The organism is Bradyrhizobium sp. AZCC 1693 (assembly GCF_036924745.1).
Lineage (GTDB): Bacteria > Pseudomonadota > Alphaproteobacteria > Rhizobiales > Xanthobacteraceae > Bradyrhizobium.
This window is the reverse complement of sequence record NZ_JAZHSD010000001.1, coordinates 888,035-913,070: the sequence shown is the minus strand read 5'-3', so window position 1 is coordinate 913,070 and position 25,036 is coordinate 888,035. Positions and strand designations below refer to the sequence as shown.

At 62.8% G+C, this 25,036-nt stretch carries 27 protein-coding genes, 1 tRNA gene and 1 pseudogene; 17 read left to right on the top strand and 12 right to left on the bottom strand.

Annotation, left to right across the window (positions count from 1 at the left end):
- The first annotated feature begins 136 nt into the window (after positions 1-136).
- The 6 genes from V1293_RS04565 (at position 137) to V1293_RS04540 (ending at position 6,711) form a co-directional block, all read left to right on the top strand.
- The gene (locus V1293_RS04565) at positions 137-721 is read left to right on the top strand and encodes a beta-1-3, beta-1-6-glucan biosynthesis protein (RefSeq protein ID WP_334507077.1); all 585 of its coding nucleotides are present in this window, start codon (positions 137-139) and stop codon (positions 719-721) included.
- A gap of 231 nt (positions 722-952) precedes the next feature.
- Positions 953-3,787: a glycosyltransferase gene (locus V1293_RS04560; protein ID WP_334507075.1), complete on the top strand. Its 2,835-nt coding sequence runs from the start codon at positions 953-955 to the stop codon at positions 3,785-3,787.
- A 141-nt stretch (positions 3,788-3,928) separates the two neighbouring features.
- Positions 3,929-4,004, top strand: a tRNA-Lys gene (locus tag V1293_RS04555).
- 608 nt (positions 4,005-4,612) lie between these two features.
- Positions 4,613-5,500 carry a class I SAM-dependent methyltransferase gene (locus V1293_RS04550; protein ID WP_334507073.1) on the top strand — a complete coding sequence of 296 codons (888 nt, stop codon included), beginning with the start codon at positions 4,613-4,615 and terminating at the stop codon, positions 5,498-5,500.
- A gap of 114 nt (positions 5,501-5,614) precedes the next feature.
- Positions 5,615-6,304, top strand: a complete 690-nt coding sequence (locus V1293_RS04545; RefSeq protein WP_334507071.1) for a glycosyltransferase family 2 protein — start codon at positions 5,615-5,617, stop codon at positions 6,302-6,304.
- Positions 6,301-6,711 (top strand): DUF2304 domain-containing protein, encoded by a 411-nt coding sequence (locus tag V1293_RS04540; protein WP_334507069.1) that lies wholly within the window; start codon positions 6,301-6,303, stop codon positions 6,709-6,711. The genes V1293_RS04545 and V1293_RS04540 overlap by 4 nt, the downstream gene beginning before the upstream one ends.
- 32 nt (positions 6,712-6,743) lie before the next feature.
- Here V1293_RS04540 and V1293_RS04535 read toward each other — a convergent pair whose 3' ends face one another.
- The gene (locus V1293_RS04535) at positions 6,744-8,441 is read right to left on the bottom strand and encodes a hypothetical protein (RefSeq protein ID WP_334507067.1); all 1,698 of its coding nucleotides are present in this window, start codon (positions 8,439-8,441) and stop codon (positions 6,744-6,746) included.
- A 383-nt stretch (positions 8,442-8,824) separates the two neighbouring features.
- Positions 8,825-9,058: a hypothetical protein gene (locus V1293_RS04530; RefSeq protein WP_334507065.1), complete on the bottom strand. Its 234-nt coding sequence runs from the start codon at positions 9,056-9,058 to the stop codon at positions 8,825-8,827.
- Between the two features lie 154 nt (positions 9,059-9,212).
- Here V1293_RS04530 and V1293_RS04525 point away from each other — a divergent pair, with 154 nt between their 5' ends.
- Positions 9,213-9,395 carry a hypothetical protein gene (locus V1293_RS04525; protein WP_334507063.1) on the top strand — a complete coding sequence of 61 codons (183 nt, stop codon included), beginning with the start codon at positions 9,213-9,215 and terminating at the stop codon, positions 9,393-9,395.
- Positions 9,396-9,411: 16 nt separating this feature from the next.
- Here V1293_RS04525 and V1293_RS04520 read toward each other — a convergent pair whose 3' ends face one another.
- Together V1293_RS04520 and V1293_RS04515 are read right to left on the bottom strand one after the other, a co-directional pair.
- Positions 9,412-9,615 carry a cold-shock protein gene (locus V1293_RS04520; RefSeq protein WP_192738421.1) on the bottom strand — a complete coding sequence of 68 codons (204 nt, stop codon included), beginning with the start codon at positions 9,613-9,615 and terminating at the stop codon, positions 9,412-9,414.
- A gap of 323 nt (positions 9,616-9,938) precedes the next feature.
- Entirely contained in the window at positions 9,939-10,448 is a 510-nt protein-coding gene (locus V1293_RS04515) for a hypothetical protein (protein ID WP_334507061.1), read from the bottom strand.
- A gap of 228 nt (positions 10,449-10,676) precedes the next feature.
- Here V1293_RS04515 and V1293_RS04510 point away from each other — a divergent pair, with 228 nt between their 5' ends.
- From V1293_RS04510 to V1293_RS04495, 4 genes and pseudogenes are all read left to right on the top strand, one after another.
- Positions 10,677-10,964, top strand: coding sequence for a hypothetical protein (locus V1293_RS04510; RefSeq protein ID WP_334507059.1), 288 nt, complete (start codon positions 10,677-10,679; stop codon positions 10,962-10,964).
- Positions 10,965-12,442: 1,478 nt separating this feature from the next.
- Positions 12,443-12,556: pseudogene (locus V1293_RS36095) on the top strand (PEPxxWA-CTERM sorting domain-containing protein); the annotation flags it as partial.
- Between the two features lie 322 nt (positions 12,557-12,878).
- On the top strand, positions 12,879-13,286 hold the full coding sequence (locus tag V1293_RS04500) for a hypothetical protein (RefSeq protein WP_334507055.1): 408 nt from the start codon (positions 12,879-12,881) through the stop codon (positions 13,284-13,286).
- 212 nt (positions 13,287-13,498) lie between these two features.
- Positions 13,499-13,909 carry a hypothetical protein gene (locus V1293_RS04495; protein ID WP_334507053.1) on the top strand — a complete coding sequence of 137 codons (411 nt, stop codon included), beginning with the start codon at positions 13,499-13,501 and terminating at the stop codon, positions 13,907-13,909.
- A 120-nt stretch (positions 13,910-14,029) separates the two neighbouring features.
- Here V1293_RS04495 and V1293_RS04490 read toward each other — a convergent pair whose 3' ends face one another.
- The 3 genes from V1293_RS04490 to V1293_RS04480 all read right to left on the bottom strand — a co-directional run bounded on the left by V1293_RS04490 (position 14,030) and on the right by V1293_RS04480 (position 17,446).
- A complete protein-coding gene (locus V1293_RS04490) occupies positions 14,030-14,422 on the bottom strand; it encodes a response regulator (protein ID WP_334507051.1) in 393 nt (130 codons plus the stop codon).
- 98 nt (positions 14,423-14,520) lie between these two features.
- Positions 14,521-16,854, bottom strand: coding sequence for a PAS domain S-box protein (locus tag V1293_RS04485; protein WP_334507049.1), 2,334 nt, complete (start codon positions 16,852-16,854; stop codon positions 14,521-14,523).
- 196 nt (positions 16,855-17,050) lie between these two features.
- Positions 17,051-17,446: a hypothetical protein gene (locus V1293_RS04480; protein ID WP_334507047.1), complete on the bottom strand. Its 396-nt coding sequence runs from the start codon at positions 17,444-17,446 to the stop codon at positions 17,051-17,053.
- Between the two features lie 178 nt (positions 17,447-17,624).
- On the opposite strand from V1293_RS04480, the gene V1293_RS04475 reads away from it, so the two are divergent.
- A complete protein-coding gene (locus V1293_RS04475; RefSeq protein ID WP_334507045.1) occupies positions 17,625-17,870 on the top strand; it encodes a hypothetical protein in 246 nt (81 codons plus the stop codon).
- On the opposite strand, the gene V1293_RS04470 is transcribed toward V1293_RS04475, so the two are convergent.
- Positions 17,862-18,266 carry a DUF5413 family protein gene (locus V1293_RS04470; protein WP_334507043.1) on the bottom strand — a complete coding sequence of 135 codons (405 nt, stop codon included), beginning with the start codon at positions 18,264-18,266 and terminating at the stop codon, positions 17,862-17,864. The two genes, V1293_RS04475 and V1293_RS04470, sit on opposite strands and share 9 nt — an antisense overlap.
- A 333-nt stretch (positions 18,267-18,599) precedes the next feature.
- Here V1293_RS04470 and V1293_RS04465 point away from each other — a divergent pair, with 333 nt between their 5' ends.
- The 3 genes from V1293_RS04465 to V1293_RS04455 all read left to right on the top strand — a co-directional run bounded on the left by V1293_RS04465 (position 18,600) and on the right by V1293_RS04455 (position 20,257).
- Positions 18,600-19,199 carry a formyltransferase family protein gene (locus V1293_RS04465; RefSeq protein WP_334507041.1) on the top strand — a complete coding sequence of 200 codons (600 nt, stop codon included), beginning with the start codon at positions 18,600-18,602 and terminating at the stop codon, positions 19,197-19,199.
- A 205-nt stretch (positions 19,200-19,404) separates the two neighbouring features.
- Complete coding sequence (locus V1293_RS04460; RefSeq protein ID WP_334507039.1) at positions 19,405-19,758, top strand: hypothetical protein; 354 nt, start codon at positions 19,405-19,407, stop codon at positions 19,756-19,758.
- The gene (locus V1293_RS04455; protein ID WP_442894209.1) at positions 19,703-20,257 is read left to right on the top strand and encodes a hypothetical protein; all 555 of its coding nucleotides are present in this window, start codon (positions 19,703-19,705) and stop codon (positions 20,255-20,257) included. Before V1293_RS04460 ends, V1293_RS04455 begins: the two co-directional genes overlap by 56 nt.
- 67 nt (positions 20,258-20,324) lie before the next feature.
- On the opposite strand, the gene V1293_RS04450 is transcribed toward V1293_RS04455, so the two are convergent.
- Together V1293_RS04450 and V1293_RS04445 are read right to left on the bottom strand one after the other, a co-directional pair.
- On the bottom strand, positions 20,325-20,525 hold the full coding sequence (locus V1293_RS04450; RefSeq protein ID WP_334507037.1) for a hypothetical protein: 201 nt from the start codon (positions 20,523-20,525) through the stop codon (positions 20,325-20,327).
- A gap of 94 nt (positions 20,526-20,619) precedes the next feature.
- Positions 20,620-21,018, bottom strand: coding sequence for a RidA family protein (locus V1293_RS04445; RefSeq protein WP_334507035.1), 399 nt, complete (start codon positions 21,016-21,018; stop codon positions 20,620-20,622).
- Positions 21,019-21,176: 158 nt separating this feature from the next.
- Here V1293_RS04445 and V1293_RS04440 point away from each other — a divergent pair, with 158 nt between their 5' ends.
- Positions 21,177-22,055, top strand: a complete 879-nt coding sequence (locus V1293_RS04440) for a DMT family transporter (protein ID WP_334507033.1) — start codon at positions 21,177-21,179, stop codon at positions 22,053-22,055.
- Between the two features lie 176 nt (positions 22,056-22,231).
- The gene (locus V1293_RS04435) at positions 22,232-23,656 is read left to right on the top strand and encodes a caspase family protein (protein WP_334507031.1); all 1,425 of its coding nucleotides are present in this window, start codon (positions 22,232-22,234) and stop codon (positions 23,654-23,656) included.
- 98 nt (positions 23,657-23,754) lie between these two features.
- On the opposite strand, the gene V1293_RS04430 is transcribed toward V1293_RS04435, so the two are convergent.
- The gene (locus V1293_RS04430) at positions 23,755-23,994 is read right to left on the bottom strand and encodes a BrnA antitoxin family protein (protein ID WP_334507030.1); all 240 of its coding nucleotides are present in this window, start codon (positions 23,992-23,994) and stop codon (positions 23,755-23,757) included.
- 2 nt (positions 23,995-23,996) lie between these two features.
- Complete coding sequence (gene cysK / locus V1293_RS04425) at positions 23,997-24,974, bottom strand: cysteine synthase A (RefSeq protein ID WP_334507029.1); 978 nt, start codon at positions 24,972-24,974, stop codon at positions 23,997-23,999.
- Positions 24,975-25,036: the final 62 nt, after the last annotated feature.

Sequence of the window (25,036 nt, the reverse complement as noted above, 5' to 3'; positions counted from 1 at the left end):
TGACTTTGCTGGACAAAATCTGAAATACCCGGCATGTGAATCGCCTGATATGTCCGCCGCATTGGGGACGAATTTGGGCGGCAACAAGCCAGACATCACACCAGCCGCTCGCGGCAGGAAACTCATCGGGGAATGTATGCGTCGACGGTTGCTTGATCCAAGAGTTGCGGTTTTGAGGCGCTTCGCCGCTGCCGGCCTGGCCCTCCTGATCGGATCGGCGGGGGCGTTTGCCCAGAGCGGCAGCCCGGCGCCCCAGGATCAGTCCGGCAAGCCGCCGGCCCCGAACGTCGCCGACGTCAACAAGGACAACCAGCGCAAGGCCGACGAATTCGTCGAGGCGTCGCAGGCCATTAACGGCCCGGCCGGCAACCCCGAATGCGTCTGGCTCGGCCGCCGCGTCGTACGCCTGATGTGGCTTGATGACCTCGATACCGCCTTCCGGCACCTCGACCTCTATGACCGGTTTGGCTGCCCGGGCGGCCATGTCCAGGCCACCTTCCGCTGCCTGACCCGCTTCGGCGGCCAGATCGACCCCAAAGTCGCGGAAACCCTCTCCAGCCGCATCCACGTCTGCTGGATCAATCCGGGCGCCCAGCCCCAGGCCGCCGCGGCGGCTGGCCCGGCGCCAGCGGGCGCTGCGACCGCCGGCAACGCCACGCCGGCGCCGGCCGCTTCGCCCTCGCCGGCCCCCGGCGCCAGCCCTGCCCCGCCGGCGAAATAGCCGCGCGGCATTCAGGGTACGTTCAGCGGAACGATCCTAATTTTCCGGCGTTGCCCGGCCGCGCTCTTAAAACGCCGTCCTTAAAAAAGCGCCGTCCTTAAAAAAAGTCATGGCGTCATACCAGTTGTGAAATCGCGGGGCAGGACTATCCTTATGATGCCGCCATGTCGGTCGAACCCAGGGGACGGGTTCGCTTCCCTTAAATTGCAGCCCCGTATGGTTTAGCCCCCGATGCGTGCCGTCGTCGCCGTTCTGCTGTTTGTGACTGCAGCTCACGCCGGGCTGTGGGGCCTGTTCCAGGAGAAGCAGCCGGCGCCCGACTTCCGCGGCATTCTGCCGAGCCTTTCTTACGCGCCGTTCGAACCGGGTCACATCGTCACTGACCTCGCCGCCGACTCAGAGAAGGTTCGCGCCGATCTGAAGAAACTGTCCACGCTTGCGCGAGCGGTCCGCCTGTACTCCTCGACGGAAGGCAACGAACTGGTGCCTCCGATTGCCGCCGAATTCGGCATGAAGGTCACGGTCGGCGCGTGGATCGACAAGGACAGCAACCGCAACAATCGCGAGATCGAAGCTGTCATCAGTCTCGCGCGGCGCAACAGTAACGTCATCGGGGTGGTGGTCGGAAACGAAACCGTCTACCGCGGTGAACAAGTCCCCCTCGAGAACCTCGGGCCGGTGCCCGGAACCGGGCTCGACCCCGCGGATGCCGCGCGGATACTTAGCGACGAAAACCAGCGGGTTCGGGATGCGGAAGCGCAGCCTGAGGACAAGCGGGCCGAAGCGTTGAAATGGACGGTTGCGCAAAACAACGTCTATCGGCTCGCCAAGCTAATTCAGCGGGTCAAGAAATCCGTCAATGTTCCGGTGACGACGGGCGAAATCTGGAACATCTGGCGTGACCATCCGCAGCTCGCCAACTCCGCCGATTTCATCGCCGCACACGTTCTTCCCTACTGGGAAAACTTCACCGACAAGCAGGCGGTGGACCAGGCGGTCGCGATGTATCGGCTCTTGCGCGAACAGTTCCCCGGCAAGCGGATCGTGATCGCCGAGTTCGGCTGGCCGAGCGCCGGATATAATTTAAGGGACGCCGTGCCCGGACAGTTCCAGCAGGCCTCGGTGCTGCGCAGTTTCGTCACCCGCGCCGAAGCCATCGGCATGGACTACAACATCGTCGAGGCGATCGATCAGCCCTGGAAATTCTTCGAAGGTGGCGTCGGACCCTATTGGGGCATTCTCGATGCGTCCCGCGAACCGAAATTCTCGTGGACCGGCCCGATCGTGAACGAGAACTACTGGAAGCTGGCGGCGATCGCGCTCCTGGTCGGCATCCTGATGTCGCTGCCGATCCTGCGGCTCGAGCAGCCGAAAATCATGCAGGCCCTGGTGCTTTCGGCCGCCGCGAACGGCGTCGGCGCCTGGGCTTCCACCGTGTTCGCCTACTGGGCCGGGCACTATTTCGTGCTCGGCTCGGCGTTTGCGCTGACGCTTGGCCTGATCCTGCTGGTGCCGCTGGTCCTGATCGCGATGGCGCGCATCGACGAAATCGCAGCGGTTGCCTTCGGCCGCGGTCCGCGCCGGCTGGTTGGCAAGAGCGCCGAGCAGATGCCGCCGGCGACCATCGGCGACGCCATCGCCTTTCCGAAAGTCTCGATCCACATTCCCGCCTATTTCGAGCCGGTCGAGATGCTCAAGCAGACGCTCGATGCGGTGTCGCGGCTCGACTATCCGAACTTCGAATGCGTCTGCATCATCAACAACACGCCCGATCCGGAGTTCTGGCAGCCGATTCAAGACCACTGCCGCGCGCTTGGTGAGCGCTTCAAGTTCATCAACGCCGAGAAGGTCAAGGGCTTCAAGGCCGGTGCGCTCCGCATCGCCATGGAGCGGACCGCGGCGGACGCCGAAATCATCGGCATCATCGACGCTGACTATGTCGTGCATCCCGACTGGCTGAAGGATCTGGTTCCTGTGTTCGCCGACCCGCGCGTCGGCCTGGTGCAGGCGCCGCAGGAGCATCGCGACGGCGACCGCTCGCTGATGCACTACATCATGAACGGCGAATATGCCGGGTTCTTCGACATCGGCATGGTCCAGCGCAACGAATGTAACGCCATCATCGTGCACGGTACGATGTGCCTGCTCCGCCGTTCCGCGATGGACATGGCTGGCGGCTGGTCCAGCGACACCATCTGCGAGGATACCGATCTCGGGCTGACCATCCAGCAGCAGGGCTGGCTGACGCACTACACCAATGTCCGCTATGGCGAGGGCCTCCTGCCCGACACCTACGAAGCGTTCAAGAAGCAGCGCCACCGCTGGGCTTATGGCGGCTTCCAGATCGTCAAGAAGCACTGGCGGCGCTTCATGCCCGGCGCGAGCCGGCTGACACCGGACCAGCGCCGCGAATTTTCGCTGGGCTGGCTGAACTGGTTAGGGGCCGAAAGCCTGGGCGTGGTGGTCGCGATCCTCAACCTGATCTGGGTGCCGATCGTGGCGTTTGCGGATATCGCCATCCCCGACAAGATCCTGACGCTGCCGATCATCGCCTCCTTCATCGTCTCGCTGGTGCATTTCATCGCGCTCTATCGCCTGCGGGTGAAGATCAAGGCCGGCCAGATGCTGGGCGCCATGATCGCGGCCATGAGCGTGCAATGGACGGTGTCGCGCGCGGTGGCCCAGGGCCTGATCACCGAGCATCTCGCCTTCGCCCGGACCTCCAAAGGCGGGTTGTCGCGGATGTCGATCGAATTCCAGGCATTCTGGGAGGCCGTGATCGGCGTGCTGCTGCTGGTCGGCGCCACGGTGCTGGTCGTGACGAACGGCTACAAACAGGTGCGCGAGATCTACATCTTCGCGGGCGTGCTGGTGCTGCAAAGCCTGCCGTTCCTCGCGGCGGTTGCGATCGCGGTGCTGGAGAACTCCCGTATCAATTCCTTCGCCTTCTGGCGCAAGAGCGCGGTGCGGACGGCGGAACTGATCGGGCTGCGCCCGGTCAGGCTGCCGGCGGTCGGCAGCCAGTCCCAGCCGGTTGCGTCGGAAATCCGCCGCGAGGCGAACTGACGGTGGATGAACAGGCGTCCGCTTCAACAAGCCTTGCTAAGCGTCACGGGCACAAGGAAAATTCGAGTTGCGCGAGTGCCGCTTTTGTCGCGCCGGCACTATTGACCCGCAGGGGCCCGCCCCCTACACAGCGCGGCGAGTGAGCGCGTAGCTCAGGTGGTAGAGCACGTGACTTTTAATCATGGGGTCGAGGGTTCGAGTCCCTCCGCGCTCACCAAACAAGTTCAATACCATGTGCGGGTGGTGTCGTCCGGGCTCGGGGTTGCGATCTGCGATCCCTTTGCAGCGCAGGAGAACCGCGGCGCGCGCAGCGGTCAGACGGTAGCTAGGTAGTTAAATGCCAGCTCATTTGGTTCAACCACAAGGGTAGTTGGGCGCGTACGCGGAGTCGCGTCCACCGCCTTGGCCAGCCCGCGGGCGATCCAATCGGGGATGAGGTGCGCTTGTGACCGGGCTTACGTCCGGGCGAATGGAGAATCCTACAAATTCAAGATCGAACCCGGTCCGCAAGCGCAGGAGGACCAATGCCTCTGGTGATCCAGGCAATTTCGATAGCGATGTGGTCGAACAGGAGGTTGGCGGTGACCGAAGTCGTCGTGAGCGAGTGTAAATCGGCGCGCTCTGACCTCCAATCGGCGTCCAAGGTTGCCTCCGCGTTGCACCTAACCAGACTCTGACTGGGGTCACGGTTGGACGCCGAAAAGGGGTCAATACGAAGCCCAGACAAAGCAGCCTGCGACCCCGTGGCCGTTCGCCAAGCGGAACAGTTCGGCATCGGAGGCGTTTTTCGGACTGAAGAAACGCCCTTGGGGGACGCATGTGCTGATGCGAAACGACCGAACTGCGCTGACGCTTCAGTGTCCCGCGTGCAGTCGGGCGACGCCACATCGGTTCCTTTACATCAAGAACGGTTGCGACATCTTTCAGTGTCGGGAGTGCGGACTGGGACGCACCGAAGCATCGAGCTTCGAGCCCCTCGCCTACTATGACGATGGCTACTTTTCCGGCCGTCAGTCCGACGGCTACGCCGACTATCGCGGCGCCGAACCCGTGCTACGGCGCGAGTTCGCCCGCACGGTCGAGTTCATCCAGCACCGCAAGCCACAGGGTTGCCTGCTCGAGATCGGTTGCGCCTACGGCTTCTTTCTCGATGAAGCCCGCCGCGCGGGATTTGAGGTGAGCGGCATCGAGCCGGCGGAGTCGGCTGCTGCCCATGCTGGCGATCTCGGCTTGAACGTCATCTGTGGCCTGCTGAGCGAAGCGACTCTCAAGTCGCTTGGCACCCTGGATGTTATCGTCCTCCTCGACGTCATCGAGCATCTGCCCGACCCGCAGGAAGCCCTCGCGCTGCTCGCGGACCATCTCCGGCCGGACGGGATCATCGTGCTGACGACCGGAGACTTCGGTTCCTTGGCGGCGCGGTCGACCGGCCCGCACTGGCGCCTGATGACGCCTCCGCAGCATCTGTGGTTCTTCAATCGCGCCAGCATCGCGTCTCTGGCCCATTCGGTCGGCTTTCGCGTCGAGAGTTCCGATTACCCTTGGAAATTCGTGCCGTTCTCGCTGATCGCCTTCCAGGTCGGTCGCATGCTCGGCCGCAAGATCGCGGCCAGCCCGACCGGCAACCGGTTCGCCATTCCAGTGAACCTGTTCGACGCGATGCGCGTGGTCTTGAGCAAGGCGCCACCATGTCCGGATACGAGCCCCCCATGACAGAGCGCCTCAACCTCGGCCAGATCGCATTGCTGGCGGCGCGTCTCCTGGTTGGAATCGCGGTGATCGCCTGCGGCTTTTGTGTGGTTTGTTCTTGTTGTGGGTTGATGAGACATGACCGGACGGATTCGCAATCCCTGGGTCGTTGTCGCGGCGTACAATGAAGCGCCGTTGATCGGCAGCGTCGTGTCCGGCATTCGCCGCGCCGGATACGCGGTCGTCGTGGTCGATGACGGCTCCAGTGACCGGACCGGCGACGTCGCGTTGCTCGCAGGCGCGGTCGTCGTCCGGCATCCGGTCAACCTCGGACAGGGCGCCGCGCTGCAGACCGGCATCGACTACGCCCTCGAGCAGCGTGCGGATGCGCTCGTCACGTTCGACGCCGACGGCCAGCATTCCCCCATGGCCATCGCGGCGCTGCTCGCGGCGATCGAGCAGCCCGGCATCGATTTCGCGCTCGGCAGCCGCTTTCTCACCGGCGCGACGGCAAATCTGCCGGCGTCGCGCCGCATCCTGCTCAGCACGGCGCTTTGGTTCACGCGTGCGAGCACCGGACTGCCGGTCACCGATACCCACAATGGACTACGGGCGATAACCGCGCGCGGCGCCCGCGCGATCTGCTTGCGACAGAACCGAATGGCGCACGCGTCCGAGATCCTGCACCAGATCGCGCAGAGCCGCCTGCGCTTTGTCGAGGTGCCGGTGAACATCGAGTACAGCGCCTATTCGCTGGGCAAGGGTCAACGCATCACCGATGCGCTGGCCATCCTGATCGATCTATTTGCGCGGAGGCTCTACCGATGATCGCGCAGCTGTTGCTTACGGCCTTTCTGGCGTTGGTTCTGGTCTATGCCTGGTCGGCGCATCGGACGGTGCCGATCATCGGCCTGCTCGCGAGCGGCGCTGCGCTCGCCGGCCTGTACTTCGTCTGGATGCCGGAGCATGCCACCGCGCTTGCGGCCTTCGTGGGAATCGGCCGCGGCTCCGACCTCATCGTCTACATTTGGGTCGTGATCAGCCTGCTCATCATGCTCAACTTGCATCTCAAGTTGCGGCTCCAGCTCGATATGATCACGCGGCTGGCGCGCGCCGTCGCGATCGATCGCGCCAAGGAGAGCCGGCGTGAGGCAGGCCCGCCGCGAAAACGTCGTCCGGTCATGTTGGGCCGAAAGGCCGAGGCGCCCCCGATCGAATTGCAGGCGAAGAAGTAGATGCCATTGTCAAGTCGCGCCCGGAGTTGGCGTCACTCGCCGAGCCCGCGACGATTGGCGTAGATCTGGGCGAACGGGCGACCAAATCGCGTGACCTCATCAACCAGTACGGCCAACGTGCCCTCGGCACAAGGCCAGCGCTCGGTGGCGATCAGGTAGTCGGCCTTATGCAGATCGGTTTCGGCAATCCAGTTGCGACGGAACATCACGCCGGCCAGTTGCTCGCGCCAGCCCAGGCAGACCAGCACGCGCGGTGGATCGCCCGCGAACCGGCCTTCGGCGTCAATTCGACGCTCGAGGCGGCGCAGCGCCTCGGGAGCCGCCATGCTCCAATAGTCGAGGTCGAACCGGCCGTAAGCGCCGGCGACGCCGCCTGCCAGACTGTTCATTGCGATGTATTCGAGCGGATGCAGGATGACGAGCGTCACCACGATGACGGCCATGTGCGCGACCCCAAGGACCGCGGGCACAATCGGGAGGCGTCGCAAGAAGGGCAAGAGGCTCGTCAGCCCGCGCGCGGCCACGATCGCGAGCATTGGGATCACGAACAATACGTGGCGGACACCGTCATAGAGCGTCGAGCCCTGCAGGATGAGCACCCCGATGGGCCCGAACGCCGCCACACCGACGACCAGCACCGCGCGCGATCCTGCGAGCTCGGCCGCGACTGGTCGCAGTCCCACGATGCCGGACCGACGCAGGGCGCCGATGGCGGCGCGCGTCCACGACCCTGCAGCACTGATCCAGACCGCCATGCCGAGCAACAGCAACGCCAAAAAGCCCTCGGGCAAACGCGCCACGAGCTGTCCGGGGATGTACCAGGCGGGCAGTTTATCGGTGAACGTGCGCCGGCCCCAGTTCTGGAATTCGAACGAGGTGTCGAGCGTGGCAAAGTGCCGATAGGCCTCGAGGAATTGCATGAGCGGATGTCCAGTCTGCAACCACGGCCAGAGCGCAATCGCCGTCAGCCAGGCGACGAGGATGACGAGCAGCGTATGCAAGGCGATCTGGCGCAACTGGCCATAACCCGCACGACCATGGCGCAGCAGCGCCTCGAGCGCGCACAGGCTCATGCCACCGACGAGGTAGGCGTGCGTGATCACCCCGCCGGTGCGCGTCGCAATGGCGAGGCCAGTGGCAAGGCCCGTCGCAAGTGTCAGATGCCAGCTCGGCACCTCCTGCCGCACCATCAGGACGATCGAGAGCGTCGACCAGCTCATGGTGAACAGGAACGGCACGTCGATCGGGGCGAAGAACAGGTTGCCGTACAGGTAGCCGGTCAGCAGGCACAGGGCGAGCGCCGTCAACCCAGCCCAGTACCCGACCGTGAGCCGTGCTATCGGCACGACGGCGGCGAGCCCAGCGAGGCCGAACAGGAAGGTGATGGCGTGCCGGACCGTGATCGGGTTCGCGAGCTCAAGCGACTGCACGGCCGCGACGAGCATCTGAAACCACGGTCCATACATCCACAGATACTCTTCGACCGTCTCGAACTGAGACCGGTCCCCAAAGGCGCTCGCGTACCAGGCAAGCGACTTTGGGCCGTAATCGTCCGTATTGAATTCGTCAGTTGACACCCCGTAATCCGCGGCGGTCGCAAGCCCGATGACCAAGGCCACGCCCAGCACAAGGAGCACGAGCAACGTCTCCGCATGACGAGCAGCAAATGCGAGGCCGAGTTTCGGCCGCGCAAATTCAGAGCCGTCGCCATCCACCTGTTCAAGCGCCATGCATTGTCCTTAACTGGTTGCATGACAACGCTGATGCCGCCCGGAAATGTGGTGGGAATTCGCGCGGCGGGATCGCCACATCGCTACTATCACCAATGCGATCGAGCGGCTGCACGAGGAGTTTCGAGCGGCGGATCGAGACGCAGACGGTTCTGCCATCGGCCGACACCGCCGCCTGCATCACATCAGGCGACACCCAGCAAATCGCTTAATCGGGAACGAACCCCCAGCGCACCTCCTTGGCATGGGCTTTCATAACACGCCTGAAGGGAACTTTGTTCCGAAGTTTCAAATCAGGTCTCCCTAAGGCGATAGCAATGGCGATCCTTATCACCGGAGGTGCCGGATACATTGGGAGCCACATGCCCCGCGACCCGGAAATGCTAAAGCGGCAGGGATCCTTGTCCATCAGCCCAATCGATGACCTCGAATAGCATGCCCCGTCTAAGCATTTCGGATTCCAGGTCCGCTGCGTGTTTCTTCCACTCTGGCGTATCGCGGACCTTGAACCTGGGTTCGCCGCCCTGGCGTTCAGCCGCGTCATCGGCAGCCAAAGCACCACGGACGGCAGCGTACATCATGGTGAGGCTGTCATTCGTGAAAGCCTGAAAATCCATCGACTCTCCTGCAAAAAAGCCGTCGCAGGTATTCCCAGCGACGGCTCTACTCAATACGCGTGACCACCAGAAGGTCACGAGGATCGTGGCGGATTGTGGTTAACAAAGCAGCAAGGCTGCTGTCCTAAGGTGTATTTACTCGCCGGAGGGCGGAATGACCGAATACGTCATCACGGAAGTTGGCCATCATCAATGGCTCGTGTTTGCGGATCGGCAAAGCATTGCTTTTTGCGCCGACGAGAACGAGGCAGTGAAAGCGATGACCGAGCATAGCGCACGCAACCGTCGGTCACGTGAGCCTGCGGGCAATTCGCCAGAACAAAGCCCGCCGGCATGAACCAGCGGGCTTGAGTTCACCCGACTCTTAGATTTTCCGCGGACGTTTTGCCCCGGTTGCTCATTTCTTCATAGCTCACTTTGGCACCCTCATTGAGGCTGCTCAGACCGGCCTTCTCAACAGCTGAAATGTGCACGAAAACATCCTTGCCGCCGCCGTCCGGCTGGATAAATCCGTACCCCTTGGTTGCATTAAACCACTTCACTGTCCCTATCGCCACTTCAGTATCTCCCGCTAATGAGAAAAGGTGGGATTCAAACACGCGCGATTCGTCGGCCAAACTGGTGGCAGCTTGGTGGCAAAAAGCCGTCGCTATGACGATTTAGCGACGGCTACTTGGCCTTAGGCGTTAAGAGATCATTACCGTCTGAGCCGTCGCGCGTGCAGGCGCCGCTGCGGGTTACGCTTCATGGCGCCCGTTCCAGCAATATCCCAGCCCGGCTCCCAGAGGGGATCATGCGGAAAGTGCCAATCAACCGGGAAATTGTGCTCTGGCTTCTATGCGGAGTCGGCCTGGTGTTGGCTTTTGGCAGGCACGTCAGTTCAATTATGCGATCGGGCTGAGCCTCCGGCACTCTCGGGCGTGTTGCCGGCGACTTGTGGCAAGGCAAGGGTGAAAGCATCCACCAGCCGGCGTCGCCAGGGTTGCGTTAGCATCGATAGCTTCCCTTCCAGCAGAGCCGCCTTTTCCCGCGCGCCCATGCTTTCCGAGGTGGCCCTGAGCAATTCGGCCAGGAGCTTGTTCGTGCGTTCGCATTCTCTCTCAAAGTCGGCCCGATGGCCGTGGGCAACAGCCTTCGTCTCGATCAGTTCGGCCTGCAGGGTCTCGATTCTTTGCTTCAGGGCGGTGACCACCTGGTGACCGGCCTGCGCTTGCGGCTGACGGGCGATTGGCGAATGGCTGATCTCAGTGAGGTCGACCTGCACAAGCGTCTTGCCGTCGTTGGCGCGGGAACGCGGCCATCGATGTCGTTTTACCAGAGCCCGGGCAGCCTCCGGTGAAATTTTGAGCCTGTCGCCCAGGTCGGCATACGTCAGCATCTCGACGGGCATGATATTCGCTCCCGCTTGGCCGGACGGTCACCACCCGGACGCAACAGATGGTACCGATTTATAGTTAAGTGTTGGTTTACTGTGAGGGGGCGCACCTCAGGCGCGCGTGACAACCTCGCGCCAGCGCTACTCGCGGCAACGATCCGCGTTGAACCAGCCCCCTATCCTCTGCGGCGTCGCATCCCGCGCAGGTCGAGGCCCCAGAAGGCAATGAGGATCAGGGCGCACGTGCTCACGCCCAGCAACAGCACAATTGCTTCCAGCATGATCGAATCACTCCGCTGGTGTCACAAAAAGCATGCGCGCCGGCCGCGAAATTGTCATCATTCAGTTGCCGCCAACGCCCGGACGAAACCATTTTCTGAGCCTGACGAAAACATCCTGAAACAAAGGGCTGCGTACCTGGTTGTTAACAAAACAGGGACGGCCGACATGCAGTTCTTCTTCGATCTCATATGGAACCAGTCACGCGGCAGGTTCCTCGCCGCAATGGATAAGCGGGAGGCCGAGCTATGATCGAACTCTCAGCAGCCATCCTCGCCTTGGTCAGCGTGGGCATCTTCGCCGCCCATGCGCTGGATGCCTACCGCACCGGCTAGGCTCGCAGCGGCCTCAGAACCAAACTTCACCTTGAGGGCCGCAGGCGTTGCCTCAGCGGCATTCGTCAGACGCAGGTGTCTCTCCAATTGAAATCCGTGGACTCCGGATCGATGGCCCGCGAGGCGCTTTTAGTGGTAGCCCCAGTTGGTGAGCCTTGAAGGCCACCCCACCCACGGTTCGATCCATCTTTTCGGCAATCGCTTGAACGGAATACCTCTGAGCGAGAGTCTTGAGGTTCCTGATATCCTCGGCACTCCAGCGCTTGGCCATGATCCCTCTCCCTGCTCCCGGACTTAAATCGGGAAAAATGCAAAGCTCCCTTGAACGCCCCCGCCCCAACAATTTAACCGTAATTATGCCGATTGACCGCGGCCTTCTTGCCTGAAACTATCGATCCAGTTAAATAGCTCTATTAGCTTAATTAAATGAGCCAGGACGCTGCGGGTAAGAAAATAATCCGCCAGACACGATCATCGTAAGCCCGATCGGGAGACGACCGCCGCTCCGCAGGGTCCTTTTTGGCGGTGGCTTCCAAATCTTGGAGCGATGCCTCATGCATACGCGATCCAAAAGATACCTCCGGCGTCACCGCGCACGGTTGCGGGCGCAACGTCGCGCGTCGTTGCAGCCATTTCAGTGTGAAGACCGCTTGGCCCAACAGATTGCCGTCGGCATGAAGAAACGCTGGCCCGAGATCAGCGCCTATTCGCGTGCCCATGACCCGAGCTTGAACCGCACCCTGCCCTGACGCGGTCGCCCGCCATCAGCGGGCTCGTCGTTGTGGGCAGCCAGACCGGCATTGTTGACGCACTATTAATTAAATGTAATGACTGCAACCGGACTCGCGCGATTCCGTCCGCGAGGCTTTGATTTAGATTATTAAATTAGGTGTTGGCATGATTAATCTCAACTTCAAGCGAGCCTTGTTTGCGTGCGCACTCGTTGCGGGACTTGCCGGCATTTCCGCCACCTCCGCCCAGGCCGTCGTCGTCGACGCTTATACGAACAGCAGTTCGGGCGGCACCGGCGGCTCAACCGGCGTCTTCTTGAACGTGGGCCAGAACTTCACAGTCTCGGTCGACCCTAACGATCTTTGGAACGCTGGCGCCTTGCCGCGATGGTCGAACGCGGATGGGCTGACGGGGTTGCGATATGCGGTGCTCGGCGACGAGAGTGGCCAGGCTCCCGGCACTCTCATTGGTATAGATTTCGGATTATGGAATCAGGCTGGCCTCAGCCTCCCCTATGGCACGTTGGTCGGCAAAATCGGCGCTGGCGCCTTCTTTGAAATCGGCACTTCGTTCTCAGGCCCGGCGAACGCGACTGGCGAGCTCAAGCTGTACTATTGGGATTCCAATTTCGGGGACAACACGCAGTTCGTGACTGCGCAGATTTCCGCCGTTCCTGAGCCTTCCACCTGGGCCATGATGATCCTGGGATTCGTCGGCGTCGGCTTTCTGGCCTATCGCCGCCGCAACCATACGGCCGTCGCGCCTCAACAGGCCTGACCTCTACCGGCCTAACCCTCAACAGGCATCACAATGACAGGCCGCCTCCGGGCGGTCTTTTGTTTTCACGCCTCGGGGCTGCCAATCTCAGTAACGCTGAATGGACGGTGAGTTGCCCGACCAGCCGCCATTGCGCGATGGTCTGGGATTGTGTCGGCATACCGGCTGCCGCAAGAATGTCGCGCTTGAAGGACGTCCTATTTTCGCAAGCCGGTCTTCCCGAGCGCGCGCACAGCATCGATATGGAAACGTACTTTCCCGTAGCCATTTCCGAAAGCGAAGATCGGCCGCAGGGAAATCGGATGTTCACCGGAGGGATAAGATGTTCGCCAGCATTGCCGGCGTAGCCCTCGCGCTACAATTGGGAGTACCTGCCCAGCCGCTGAACGAAACCATCCCCTTGGTCCAGGGAATCTTGGCGCAGGAAATCTTGGCGCAGGAAATCCGCTACCGCCGTCACGGCCATCCGCCGCCGTGCGGCCACGGCTACGATCTCGATGAGCGGGACGGCAAGTGCTACCCGAACGGGATGGTGCCGCCGCGGTTTCAATCGGGCCGGTATTATCCCCTGGAGTACGGCGGCGGACGGCGGCCGGTACCATGCGGGCACGGCGCAGACCGCGATATTCGCGATGGGCTCTGCTACCCGACAGGCACGGTGCCACGGCAGTATCAGGAAGGCCGCCCGGGCTATCACTATCGACGAAACGGCTACTTCGAAATGCGATAGCCGCGGCGACGCTGAACGTCTGTTCGCCGAGCAGTTGTCCCGTGGCCGCCGTTGCAGGGAGTTTGACTCCGATGCCTGGAATGCGTTCATCGGATATTCAGGGCGTGTTTTGATATATTTGTATCGACGCAACAACAGCCCCTCGATCGTGATCGGGCGATCCGGCCAGCGCGTCGTGGAAACGCAGCTTCTGGTTTGATCGGAGAAGGACCATGATCGTCAGCATTGCCGCCGCAGCACTGGCCGCTCAGTTGAGCATGACGCCCGGAAGCGCTGTTGCACCTGACGTGGTTGCGCCTGTCTTGCCTCAAGCCGTGCAATACCATGTCCCCGCCCGTCCGCCGCCATGCGGCCATGGCTGGGATCTGAGCGCGCGCGATGGCCTCTGCTATCCGAACGGGTATCTGCCGCCGCAGGAGCAGGCCGCAAGGCAATATCCGCGTTACTATCGCGGCGGCCGCTACCCCGTGCCTTGCGGCCATGGCGCCGACCTCGATGTCAGGGATGGCCAATGTTACCCGAACGGAATGGTGCCGCCGCAGTATCAGCAGGGGCGTCAACAATATTACGGCGACGGGTATTACCGACGCCCGCAGCAGGGCCGGTACTACGATCGGGACTGAGCCTTCCGGTCGCCTGAAGCGGATCGGGAGCGGGTAGTAGCGGAAGCACCTGCAAGCGGATGTCCGATCCTTGTGTCTGATCCTTGGGTGGCATGGACCCCATGTGGCTTGCCGGAGCGTTTACGGCCGGCGCAGCACCGCGACAGCTTCGGCAACCACCGCGACGAGCGAAGCCATGGTGTATGGCTTCGGCAGCCATCCGAGCGGGGCATAAGGCTCGGCGCGCCCGCGCGTGTGCGCATCGTCATGTGCGGTCGCAAAGATGCAGCGAATGGCGAGGTCCTGATAGAGTTGCCGTGCGGCATCGATGCCATCGCGGGTGCTGGCGAGACGAATGTCCATCACGGCGAGCGCCGGTTGCGCCTCGCCGGCCAGCGCGACGGCCTCCTCGGCGGTCGTGGCCGGGCCGACGACCTCAAAGCCGGCTGCCGTCAGCGCGACTTCAGTTTGCATGGCAATCAGAAAATCATCCTCGACGACGAGAACGCGCGGTGGACCCTGCTTGCCTTCCATCCGTCGGACCTCTTCGGCAGGCGGCGGCGGGTTCCGGTCCGGCTCGGACGGCGACGCAAAATTCCTTGCGCGCTGCTCAGGCGTCATCGATCACCGCTCTAGATCTTCGCAGCGGGGAAATCGAGGCACGCCCGCGAGGGATTTTTCGTGACGGAAAGCGTTCCGTGCAGCTGGCGCGCGAGGCCGAGCACCAGCTGGAGGCCGGACGACGTCTTGCGCACCTCCTCCAGGTCGAACCCCTCCCCGTCATCCTCGACGCAGAGCGCCAACCGTCCGTCCTGAGCGGTCAAGCTGACCCGGACGCCCTGCCTCGCATGATCCGTGACGCCGTGCTTCACGGCGTTTGTCAGAAGCTCGTTCAATATCAGCGCGAGCGGCATCGCCACGTCGTTGGAAAGCACGCCCTGCGCAGCGCCGCATTCAATTCGCGCATCCGGCGACAGCAATTGCCGGATGGTCTGACAGACCGACGGCAGGAATTCTTCCGCCGCGAAACGGCTGGCGTCGCTGCGGCCATACAGCACGCGCTGCGCCGCCGCCATGGCCGCGATCCGCGCACTGGCTTCGTTCAGGACTTTCCGCGCCTCCTCGCTGTGGGCCGTTCTTGCCGCCGAGAACAGCAGCGACTGCAGCATCTGCATGTTGTTCTTGGTGCGATGATTGAGTTCATCGAGCAGAAGCCGTTGCCGGGTTTCCGCCTGCCGTCGCTCGCTGATATCCACCAGCATGTTGATGGCGCCGTTGATCCTGCCGGAAGAATCCCGCAGCGGCGTCGGGAACGGAATGAAGGACACCCGCGTCCCGTCCGGCCGCTCGGCGACCGCTTCGGCGCCACGCACGGCGCGCCCTTCCTTCAGCGCAATCGCCATCGGACACTCATCGTGCGGAAGCGGCGTGCCATCCGGCATGAACAGCTTCCACGTGACACACCATTCGTCACTGCCGAGCGCGGGCGTCCGGCCCGAGAATTCGACCGCGGCCTGGTTGAAGTAGGTAATTTTCCCTTGCTCGTCGGTCGTGTAAATCGCGGCCGGAATCGCCGAGAGCAATTCGGTGAGACGCTGCTCACTCTCCCGGAGCTTGCGTTCGGCTTCCTTGCGATCGGTGATGTTGCGGGCGATCTTCGATGCGCCGACGATGTGTCCGGCGCCGTCGTGGACCGGCGAGACGGTCAGCGAGACGTCCAAAAGGCTGCCGTCCTTCCGCCGGCGAACGGTTTCGTAAGGGTGGATGCGCTCGCCGCGCCGTAGGCGCGCGAGGATCCCGGGCTCCTCATCTTCGCGCCCTGGTGGAAAAAGCATCGTCACGGGCTTGCCGATGGCCTCATTGACGGCATAGCCGAACAGCCGCTCGGCGCCCGAATTCCAGGTCTGGATGATCCCGTCCAGATCCTTGCTGATAATCGCATCATCGGAGGATTCCACGATCGACACGAGCTGCTGCGCACGCTCTTCGGCGACGCTACGCGCCTGTTCCGCCCTCAACCTCGCGATGCCGAAGCCGAGTTGCCGCGCGAGCGTCAGCGCGACGTCGATCTCCGATTCGGTAAAGCGATGCGGCTTTTCGTAATAGGCCATGAATTTTCCGGCGAGCCGGCCGCCGATCATGATCGGGATGAAAGCGACCGCCGCGAGATGTTCGCGCGCAATCGTCTCCTTGAGCGCAACCGAAAGAGCTGAAACGCCGATATCCTCGAAGGTGACCGGACGCGGATTTGCTTCGTCCCTCCCCCATGGCGAATGGCCTTCGACGGCGCGCCGGTAGCCGTCTGACAGGCCCCGCCATCCGACGAAACGCATCACGTCGCTGTCGTCAAACAGAAGAATGGAGGCGCGCTCGCAGGCGAGTGCGGCGAGGATGGCGTCCAGGCCGGCGTCGTAAACGTCCGGAACTGACGTGATGTATTGCAGCCTTTCGGAGAACCGGAACAGTGCCGCCTGCTCTTCGCTGCGGCGCGCCAGCGCCTGCTCGGCTTCCTTGCGGGCGCTGATGTCATGCTGAACGCGCACCGCGTAAAGGAAATTTCCCGACCCATCACGAACGCTCGAGGACGTCACCTCCGCCCAGAAGTATGAGCCGTCCTTGCGGGCAAGACGTTTTTCAATGGTGTAGCGATCGATTTCGCCGGCGACCTGTCGCCGGAACTGCCTGAGATCCTGCGCGAGGTCCTGTGGCGCGGTTTCGTCAAAGATGGAGCGGCCGAGCAGGTCGGCCGCTTCCTGTCTCGTCAGCTCGCAGATCTTCGGGTTGACGCGTAGCATCCGGCCGGCCTGATCGACTTCGACGATCCCCACGCCAACGTGTTCGTAGGTGACGGCCGGCCTGTCTTCGTGCGCACGCAGCCATTCTTCGCGGGGTGCTCGCGCGACATCCGGGGCGGCGGATGGGCCTGGTGGGGAGACAATCTTGGCCGTCCGTTGCTGGATGTTCATTCCTGCCATCCCTGGCCGCTGGGGCAAGTTTTGCGTCACACGATACTCGGCATGGGCACGCGCAGGATCAGCACGCGTCAAGCTTAACGTTGCACAAGTCCGGCAGGAGAAAATTGTTCCTCGAAGGCCGGGACGTCGAAATGTCCGTCTTCCGGTGCGGTCGCTCCCCGCTCAGGATGAATCGCAATTTTGACCGCTAACACCCGCGGCAGATCCCCGTGAAGGAACTCACTTCCGGGCGTCCGCGCCGCCGCACCGGCGGCTTTCGCGGCTGATGACGCGGGCCGATGATCCGTTGCGAGGCGCCTGCATAGGGCGGCGTCGCGAGGCGTGCGCGCGCCGGGGAATCGACCGAGCCGTAGGAGACGGCCGGCGGTGGAGGGTTGGGCCTGAGCGGTGGGATATTCGCGGCGTTGCCGATGCCGCTGGGATCGGAGAGCGCCCTGGGATTGGCCGGGCCGAAGGGCACGCCTGATATCGACGAATTGCCGGCGCCGGCCGAGCCGGCTGGCGGCGTCAATTGTGCGAATGCTTTGGCGGGAGCGATCAGGGCGAACGCCACGAAGAGAACAAGCGCCGGACTGCGGGACATCAAGGTCTCTCCAGGAGGCATTCACCCAACGATCATGTGGGGCGCGCGTTCCCTCGGCTCCAGGCCGTCTGCTTTTCAAGTCGTCGGTTTTTCATGCCGTCTGACTTGCTACGGAGTAGGCGTCGAAGAGAGAATCAGACCTAATTGTGGCGCGATCACGTTTTGAGATTTCGGCGGCATGAACCAGCCTGAGGTCCTCGATTCCGATATCCACGCGCTGCAGCAGTGGCTGCGCGCCGCCTGGCAGCAGCTGGGTGATCCCTCCCTCACCACCTTCAGCCGGCGCGAGTTGCGCAACCAGATGAAGCAGTGCAGCGCCGACCTGCGGGCGCGGCTGCAGATGGTGGCCGAACAACAGTCCGAGCCGGCCCGGCAACCAATCCCGACCTACTCCCGGCCAGAGCTGCGAATCCTGTCATGGTGACGAAACAAGATCAGGCGCCTGCCGCTCTGCCGCCAGCCACGAACACACCGCCGACGGCACCGCGCCGATCAGGCCGAACAGCAGGACATACGGCCCGTGGGCGAAACCGATCCAGAACGCTACTGCCAGCGGCAGGTAGCTGAGCGCGTAGCCGAACAGCGCCGTGAGCGCGATGCGGCAGGAGACGTTGCGCCTTGCCAGCGCATGGTCGAACCACGCCGCCAATAGCGCCGGGATCAACCCGACCAGATATATCGTCGGCAGCATCATGATTTGGGCGACATCGAACGTGGTCGGGCTGCCCGCAAGCCAATTGGCAATCTGCAGCATCACCCAGAACGCAACGACGAAGCCGAGCGGCGGCGCTATGGCGGCGAAGATCAGAAAGCGTGTCATGGTCGCAATTTCCCTGGGCTGCCAACTTTTGTCCCGGACCGTAACGTCGCGTCTTTCGCATCGATGTGACGCCTCGCACGCTGGCCGGTGCCAAGGCTTATGGTTGCGCGCACGGCATTGGGGGATCTGCGATGACGAGAGCTGGCCAGTTGCCGCCGATCCGCTTCTGTCCGATCGTCCCGGGCGAGGCCGCGCCCTACCCGAGTTGCGGCATCAAGGGCTAGCCGCGCCGGCCGGTCCTGTTGATAACCCAAAAGCCGCAGGCGCAGCGTCGAAACCGGCCGCCATGGTGTGCTATCGGCATACCGGCCTGATTAACGACGGACAGAACATATGCGGATCACCTTGGTTGGCTCCCGCCATTTCGGCGTGACGACATTCAATACGCTGCGCCAACACGGGGTCGATATCGTCCTCGTTGTCGTCCACGATGGCGAGGACCGGCTTGCCGCCACTGCGCGGGCCGCCGGGATCGGGGTCGTCGTGCAGGCCGATCCGAAACGCGTTGCCGCATCGGAAATCGCGCCAGATACCGACCTGATCGTGACCGCCCATAGCCATGCCCGCGTCACCCGGGAAGCACTGGCTACCGCCAAACTCGGCGGCATCGGCTATCACCCCTCGCTCCTGCCCCGGCATCGCGGCATCGCCGCGGTCGAATGGACCATCAAGGAGGGCGATCCAATCGCCGGCGGCACCGTCTACCACCTCGCCGACCGGCTGGATGCCGGCGCCATCGCCGCGCAGGAGTGGGTGTTCGTCAGGAAGGGAGAGACCGCGCGCGAGCTCTGGGAGCGCGCGCTGGCCCCGCTGGGCCAGAAACTGCTCGCTGACGTCATCTTTCACGCCAGGACCCACAGCAACCTCCCTGCCACGCCGCAGGAGGAGGAGTTCGCCACCCAAGCACCGAGCCTGTTCGACGCGAAACACTGAACCCTACCTAAACACCTCTGACTCGGCTGTTTAGTGCGGAAAAAAGTGTCGGAATCGCAACATTTTTGGTTTCTCGCCCGGAACCAGATTCACCTTGATGTGTTTGAGATTTCGGGAACTTTCCTCAGTGTTGCGTCGCACCCAAGTTTGGACACATTGTGCCCAGATAAGGCGCGTCATCACACACATCTCAAGGAATTGATCCATGCGCGCCAATCGCATCAGCGAGATTTTGTTTGCTTCGTTTCTTGCCTCCGCCGCGACCCTGGCCGCAGCTCCGGCCTCCGCCCAGTCGCCCTATGACGGCCTTTGGCAGGTTACCGTTGTCACAAAAACGGGCAGTTGCGATGCGCAGACTACCTCCACCGTGAATGTCGCCGACGGCAAGATTTCGGGCGGTCCGGTTTCCGGCAGTGTCGGCAGCGGGGGACTTGTGCGAGTCTCGATCAATGGTGCATATGCGAACGGTCAACTCAGTGGCAACTCCGGATCGGGGAAATGGAATGGGGCTTCAGCTGGTGTCGCGTGCAGCGGTCGATGGGAAGCGTCCCGTCAGTAGGGCAAGCCGGGCTTCAGAATTTTTCGCCAAAGCGCGGCGGCTGACATTTGCAGCCGTCGCGTTTTTTTTGACGGCGTTCGCGGCCTCCACCAGCTACGCCCAGTCCAGCGCGTTCGCCGGCATGGCCGGCACCTGGTCCGGCCCCGGCACCGTGATGCTGGACGACGGTTCGAGCGAGCGCATCCGCTGCCGAGCGACCTACAAGGTGAACGGCCCCACCATGGAAATGGTCCTCACCTGCGCCAGCGACGCCTACCGGTTCAACCTGCAAGCGGCGGTGGTCGCAGCGGGCGGCGAAGTCAGCGGCACCTGGAGCGAAACCAGCCGCAATGTCGGCGGCAGCATCCAGGGCCGCGGCGCCAATGGCAGCTTCCAGGTGGTCGCCCAGGCGGCGGGCTTCGGCGCCAGCATCGCGCTGAAGACCGCCGGCAACAAACAGCACATCGCCATGAGGGCCGACAGCCAGTTCCGCGCTGCCAATATTACGCTGTCGAAGTAGCTCCCCTGTCATCGCCCGCGCAGACGCGGGCGATCCGGTACGTCAGAGGCGCGCGATTTCATCGCGCCTAACTCGCCTTCGGCTTCTCGAGTTTCGCCGCGGTCTCCTTGATCGTCTTGGCGATCAACAAGGCCTGCTCCTTGTTGAACGCAAAATCCTGCACGCCCCGGTGCGTGGTCAGCGACAGCACCATGATGTCGGGCTGGCGCTCGGGCCAGCCGGTTGCGAAGGCGGTCACGAAGTCTGCAGAGGTCGATCGACTGGTCATTGGCTCACGATATCCTTTTGTCTTTTCCGGCGCGGTCGTTGAAGCGGACGGCGCTTGGCAGTTGTGATGTCTGGTTACGCCTTGTTGGGTCTGGCTAGGCCTTGGGCACAAAGGCAGTAACCTCGATTTCGACTTTCGCCCGGTAGTCGACCAGCCCTTCGATGTAGAGCAGCGTCGAAGGCGGGAAATTGCGCCCGAGCGTTTCCTTCCAGGCTGCACCGATGCCGGGAGCAACGGCTTCGTATTCGCTGCGACTGGTCAGGTACCAGGTCAGGCGGACGATATGCTCCGGGCCGGCACCGGCTTCCCCTAGCAGCTTGACGATACGCTTCAGCGCGGTGCCGACTTGGGCGGCCATGTCAGGGGCATAGTCACCCTTTTCGTCGCCGCCGGTCTGGCCGGCCAGCACAACCCATTTTCCGGGGCCGTCGAGCTCGACACCGTGCGAGAAGCCGCGGGGTTTCGACCATTCGGCCGGTTGCAAGATACGCATGCGTAAGTCCTCCTTGAGACCGCCGCTCTTAGCACTGAACCGCTAGCCTCTCCCACAGCGAAATTGTGACGCCGCGCATCGCTGCCCCGCCGTATATGCGCATTGCAAATCGCGGCGCGCTCGCCGATACCGGCCTGCCCAACCCATCAGCTTCCCGAATGGACCGCACACAATCCAAATCCCTGGCTGCGCTGTGGATGGCCGGCTGGCTCAGCCTGATGCTGATCATCGCGATCGCCGGACGCGAGGCGGCGCGCGAGATCAACGTGTTCCAGCTCATGGAGATGCGCTCGATCCTCGGCTTCCTGATGCTGTACCCGCTGATCCGCGCCAGCGGCGGATTTGGCATGATGAAGACGGCGCGGCTGCCGCAGCATATTGCGCGCAACCTCATTCACTACGGCGCGCAGCTCGGCTGGTTTTTTGCGCTGACGCTGATCCCGATTGGCCAGGTGGTGGCGATCGAATTCACCATGCCGATCTGGACGGCGATCCTCGCCGCAACGTTTCTCGGTGAACGCATGACGATCTGGAAGATCGCGGCGATCGTGCTCGGGCTAGTCGGCGTCGTCGTGATCGTTCGCCCCGCCACCAGCGAGGTCAATCCGGGCCAGTTGATCGCGCTGGCGGCGGCCGTTGGCTTCGGCGTGTCGGTCGCGATGGTCAAGTCGCTCACCCGGACCGAGCAGACGCTCGCGATCATGTTCTGGATGCTGGTGGTGCAATCGGCGGCAGGTCTCCTTCCCGCGCTCTACGTCTGGACGTGGCCGCCAAGCTATCTCTGGGGCTGGGTCGTGGTGATCGCGTTTTGCGGAACGTTCTCGCACTACTGCATGGCCCGCGCGATGCTGCATGCCGATGCCACCGTGGTGATCCCGATGGATTTTCTGCGGGTTCCACTCAGCGCCGCCGCCGGCTGGCTGATCTATTCGGAACGGCTGGATCTGTTCGCCGTGCTCGGCGCCGCGCTGATCCTCACCGGCAATCTGTTGAACCTGAAACCGAATCCTTCGACTAAGGCATCTGCCCCAAGCTGAATTTTATTTGCCGGGCTGTGATCTAGATCACGCGACTGCGCGTGGCGCAACGGTAACGGATGGCTCCGGATTTGGTTGTCGCGCTGCTTTTTTGTGGCGCGAAGCGGGCGACTTTCTGTAATCTCCGCCCAGCGTTAAAACCAAAGCCTTTATTGATTCTGCAGGGGGATTTCCTGATGCGCAACCCAACCCTCATCCTGTCTGTCATCGGCATGATCTTCACGGCTGGTTCCGCCAGCGCCGAGAAGCGTGTCGCCTTCGTCGTTGGTAACGGCGCCTACAAGAACGTAGCCCCGCTGCCGAATCCCTCGGTCGATGCGAAGGCGATGGCCGCGACCTTGCGCAATGTCGGATTCGAGGTGGTCGAGGGCTCCAATCTCACGCGCGACAAGATGACCGAGCGGCTGCTCGACTTCGGCAAGAAGGCGCAAGGCGCCGACGTCGCGCTGTTCTTCTACGCCGGTCACGGCATCGCCATCTCCGGCACCAACTATCTGTTGCCGATCGACGCCGACATCAAATCCGAAATGGACGTCAAGCTCGGCGCAGCCATCAATATCGACCTCACGCTCGAGCAGACCATGGGCGACGCCAAGGTCAAGCTGGTGTTCCTCGATGCCTGCCGCGACAACCCGTTCGCGGCCAAGATCAAGTCGAACTCAGCGACCCGCAGCGTCAATGTGCAGACCGGTCTCGCCGAAATGAAATCCGGCGAAGGCACGCTGATCGCGTTCGCGACAGGCCCGGGCCAGACCGCGCTCGACGGTCAGGAAGGCTCTAACAGCCCGTTCACGCGCGCCCTCCTCGCCAACCTCACCCAGCCCGGCGTCGAGATCCAGCAGGCGATGACCAAGGTCCGCGCCCAGGTCAATGAGGAGACCAGCAAGGGACAATTACCCTGGGGTCACACCAACCTGATCGGCTCGGTCTACCTGAACGGCGCACCCGCGCCCGGCGCCGTGGCGGCTGCCACGCCGGCAGCGGGAGCTTCGAAGGCGTCCGACGTGGAACTGGAGTTCTGGCGTTCGATCAAGGATTCCAACAAGCCGGAAGAACTCAACGCCTATCTGACCAGCTATCCCAATGGTCAGTTCCGCTCGCTGGCACTGTCGCGCATTGCCTCGCTTGAGTCTGGTCCCAAACCCGATGCCACCCGCAACTTGAGCACGGGCATCGATCCCGCGACCTTCAAGGAGGAAGCTAACCAGACCACCGAGGATCAGATCGGCCTCGACAAGGGCCAGCGTCGCGACGTGCAGCGCCGCCTGACCGGGCTCGGCTTCGACACCAAGGTCACCGGCCAGTTCGATCCGGCAACCCGCGGCGTGATCACGCGCTGGCAAGCCGCCCGCGGCTATCCCAAGAGCGGCTACCTCAACAGGCTGCAGCACAAGGCGCTGCTGAGCGAGATTGTCGCTGCCGCGCCGACCGCGAGTTCCGACGAGGAGCGGCCTGCCAAGCGCCGCGCCAACAGTAGTGGTGGCCAACAGCAGGCGCAGCCCCAACCTCAGCCTCAACGCCAGTACCAAAGTAATCCCGGACCCGATCCGGCCGGCGCCGGGCGCTTCATCGGCGGCGTCGTGGGCGGCATGCTGCGCTAACACGCGCAAGCGACCTATCTACAAAAAGGCCCGGGTTCATCCCGGGCCTTTTTCATTCTGCGCTTTGCAAAATCAAGATGCGTGCGCGCGGCGGCGATCTATTTGCCCGCGGCCTTTCGCAAGGCCACGTTGATCCGGTCCTGCCAGCCTGGGCCGCCTTCCCTAAAATACTCCAGCACATCCTGATCAATGCGCAGCGAAACCAATTCCCTCACGCCGGGAAGCGAGGGCGTCTTCGGCGGCGCTTCCGCCACCTTGGTGGTGGTGCGCTTGAACGCAGCCTCGGCTTCGGTGCGCGCATCGTTCAGTGTTCTCGGCCGCCGCGGCTGGTCCGCCATCGCTAGATTCCTTCAAACAGTGCGGTTGACAAATAACGCTCGGAGAATGACGGCACGACGGCGAGGACGGTCTTGCCGGCGCTCTCAGGTCTTTTGCCGATTTCGAGCGCCGCTGCGATCGCGGCGCCCGAGGAGATGCCGCCGGGAATGCCCTCCATGCGCGCCAGCGCGCGCGACATCTCGATCGCCGTCGGGCCGTTGACCCTGACGATCTCGTCGATGACGGAACGATCCAGGATTTCCGGAATGAAGCCGGCGCCAATGCCCTGAATCTTGTGCGGCGTGTGTTGCCCGCCGCCCAGTACCGGACTTTCCTCCGGCTCGACGGCGACGATCCGCAGCGATGGCTTGCGCGGCTTGAGCACCTGCCCGACTCCGGTAATGGTGCCGCCGGTGCCGACGCCGGCGACGAAGAAATCGATGTTGCCGCCGGTATCGTTCCAGATTTCTTCCGCCGTGGTGCGACGGTGAATTTCGGGGTTGGCAAGGTTCTTGAACTGTTGCGGCATTACCGCATTTGGCGTGGTCCGCACCAGTTCCTCCGCAGTCGCGATCGAGCCCCTCATGCCCTGGGCTGCCGGCGTCAGGATGATCTCGGCGCCGAGGAAGGCCAGCATCTTGCGCCGCTCGATCGACATCGATTCCGGCATCACCAGCTTCAGCCGGTAGCCGCGCGAGGCCGCGACGAAAGCGAGCGCGATGCCGGTATTGCCTGACGTCGGCTCAATCAGCACGGTGTCGGCATTGATCACGCCGGCCTTCTCCATCGCGATCACCATCGCAGCCCCAATGCGGTCTTTCACGCTCGCGGCGGGATTGAAATACTCGAGCTTGGCCAGGATGGTTGCGCTAACACCATGCGCCTCCGGCAATTTGCGCAAGCGAACGATCGGGGTGTCGCCGATCGCATCGACGATGGAGTCGAAAACCCGGCCCCGGCCCGGGCGTTGCACTGCACTCGTGGCTGACGACGCATCCATCTCAACACTCCTGTGGCGATCATCTGCGGGGAATTGGCGGCTCTCCCTACTTAGGAGGCGGC

Coding starts and splice junctions, on each gene's coding strand:
- V1293_RS04530 (WP_334507065.1), bottom strand. CDS start 9,058: ATGGATTTTCAGGCTTTCACGAATGACAGCCTCACCATGATGTACGCT.
- V1293_RS04495 (WP_334507053.1), top strand. CDS start 13,499: ATGATCGTCAGCATTGCCGCCGCAGCACTGGCCGCTCAGTTGAGCATG.
- V1293_RS04430 (WP_334507030.1), bottom strand. CDS start 23,994: ATGGCGGACCAGCCGCGGCGGCCGAGAACACTGAACGATGCGCGCACC.
- V1293_RS04540 (WP_334507069.1), top strand. CDS start 6,301: ATGATCGCGCAGCTGTTGCTTACGGCCTTTCTGGCGTTGGTTCTGGTC.
- V1293_RS04485 (WP_334507049.1), bottom strand. CDS start 16,854: ATGAACATCCAGCAACGGACGGCCAAGATTGTCTCCCCACCAGGCCCA.
- V1293_RS04475 (WP_334507045.1), top strand. CDS start 17,625: ATGAACCAGCCTGAGGTCCTCGATTCCGATATCCACGCGCTGCAGCAG.
- V1293_RS04480 (WP_334507047.1), bottom strand. CDS start 17,446: ATGTCCCGCAGTCCGGCGCTTGTTCTCTTCGTGGCGTTCGCCCTGATC.
- V1293_RS04465 (WP_334507041.1), top strand. CDS start 18,600: ATGCGGATCACCTTGGTTGGCTCCCGCCATTTCGGCGTGACGACATTC.
- V1293_RS04435 (WP_334507031.1), top strand. CDS start 22,232: ATGCGCAACCCAACCCTCATCCTGTCTGTCATCGGCATGATCTTCACG.
- V1293_RS04515 (WP_334507061.1), bottom strand. CDS start 10,448: ATGCCCGTCGAGATGCTGACGTATGCCGACCTGGGCGACAGGCTCAAA.
- V1293_RS04500 (WP_334507055.1), top strand. CDS start 12,879: ATGTTCGCCAGCATTGCCGGCGTAGCCCTCGCGCTACAATTGGGAGTA.
- V1293_RS04565 (WP_334507077.1), top strand. CDS start 137: ATGCGTCGACGGTTGCTTGATCCAAGAGTTGCGGTTTTGAGGCGCTTC.
- V1293_RS04450 (WP_334507037.1), bottom strand. CDS start 20,525: ATGACCAGTCGATCGACCTCTGCAGACTTCGTGACCGCCTTCGCAACC.
- V1293_RS04445 (WP_334507035.1), bottom strand. CDS start 21,018: ATGCGTATCTTGCAACCGGCCGAATGGTCGAAACCCCGCGGCTTCTCG.
- V1293_RS04550 (WP_334507073.1), top strand. CDS start 4,613: ATGCGAAACGACCGAACTGCGCTGACGCTTCAGTGTCCCGCGTGCAGT.
- V1293_RS04545 (WP_334507071.1), top strand. CDS start 5,615: ATGACCGGACGGATTCGCAATCCCTGGGTCGTTGTCGCGGCGTACAAT.
- cysK (WP_334507029.1), bottom strand. CDS start 24,974: ATGGATGCGTCGTCAGCCACGAGTGCAGTGCAACGCCCGGGCCGGGGC.
- V1293_RS04490 (WP_334507051.1), bottom strand. CDS start 14,422: ATGGAAGGCAAGCAGGGTCCACCGCGCGTTCTCGTCGTCGAGGATGAT.
- V1293_RS04535 (WP_334507067.1), bottom strand. CDS start 8,441: ATGGCGCTTGAACAGGTGGATGGCGACGGCTCTGAATTTGCGCGGCCG.
- V1293_RS04460 (WP_334507039.1), top strand. CDS start 19,405: ATGCGCGCCAATCGCATCAGCGAGATTTTGTTTGCTTCGTTTCTTGCC.
- V1293_RS04455 (WP_442894209.1), top strand. CDS start 19,703: ATGGGGCTTCAGCTGGTGTCGCGTGCAGCGGTCGATGGGAAGCGTCCC.
- V1293_RS04440 (WP_334507033.1), top strand. CDS start 21,177: ATGGACCGCACACAATCCAAATCCCTGGCTGCGCTGTGGATGGCCGGC.
- V1293_RS04560 (WP_334507075.1), top strand. CDS start 953: ATGCGTGCCGTCGTCGCCGTTCTGCTGTTTGTGACTGCAGCTCACGCC.
- V1293_RS04525 (WP_334507063.1), top strand. CDS start 9,213: ATGACCGAATACGTCATCACGGAAGTTGGCCATCATCAATGGCTCGTG.
- V1293_RS04470 (WP_334507043.1), bottom strand. CDS start 18,266: ATGACACGCTTTCTGATCTTCGCCGCCATAGCGCCGCCGCTCGGCTTC.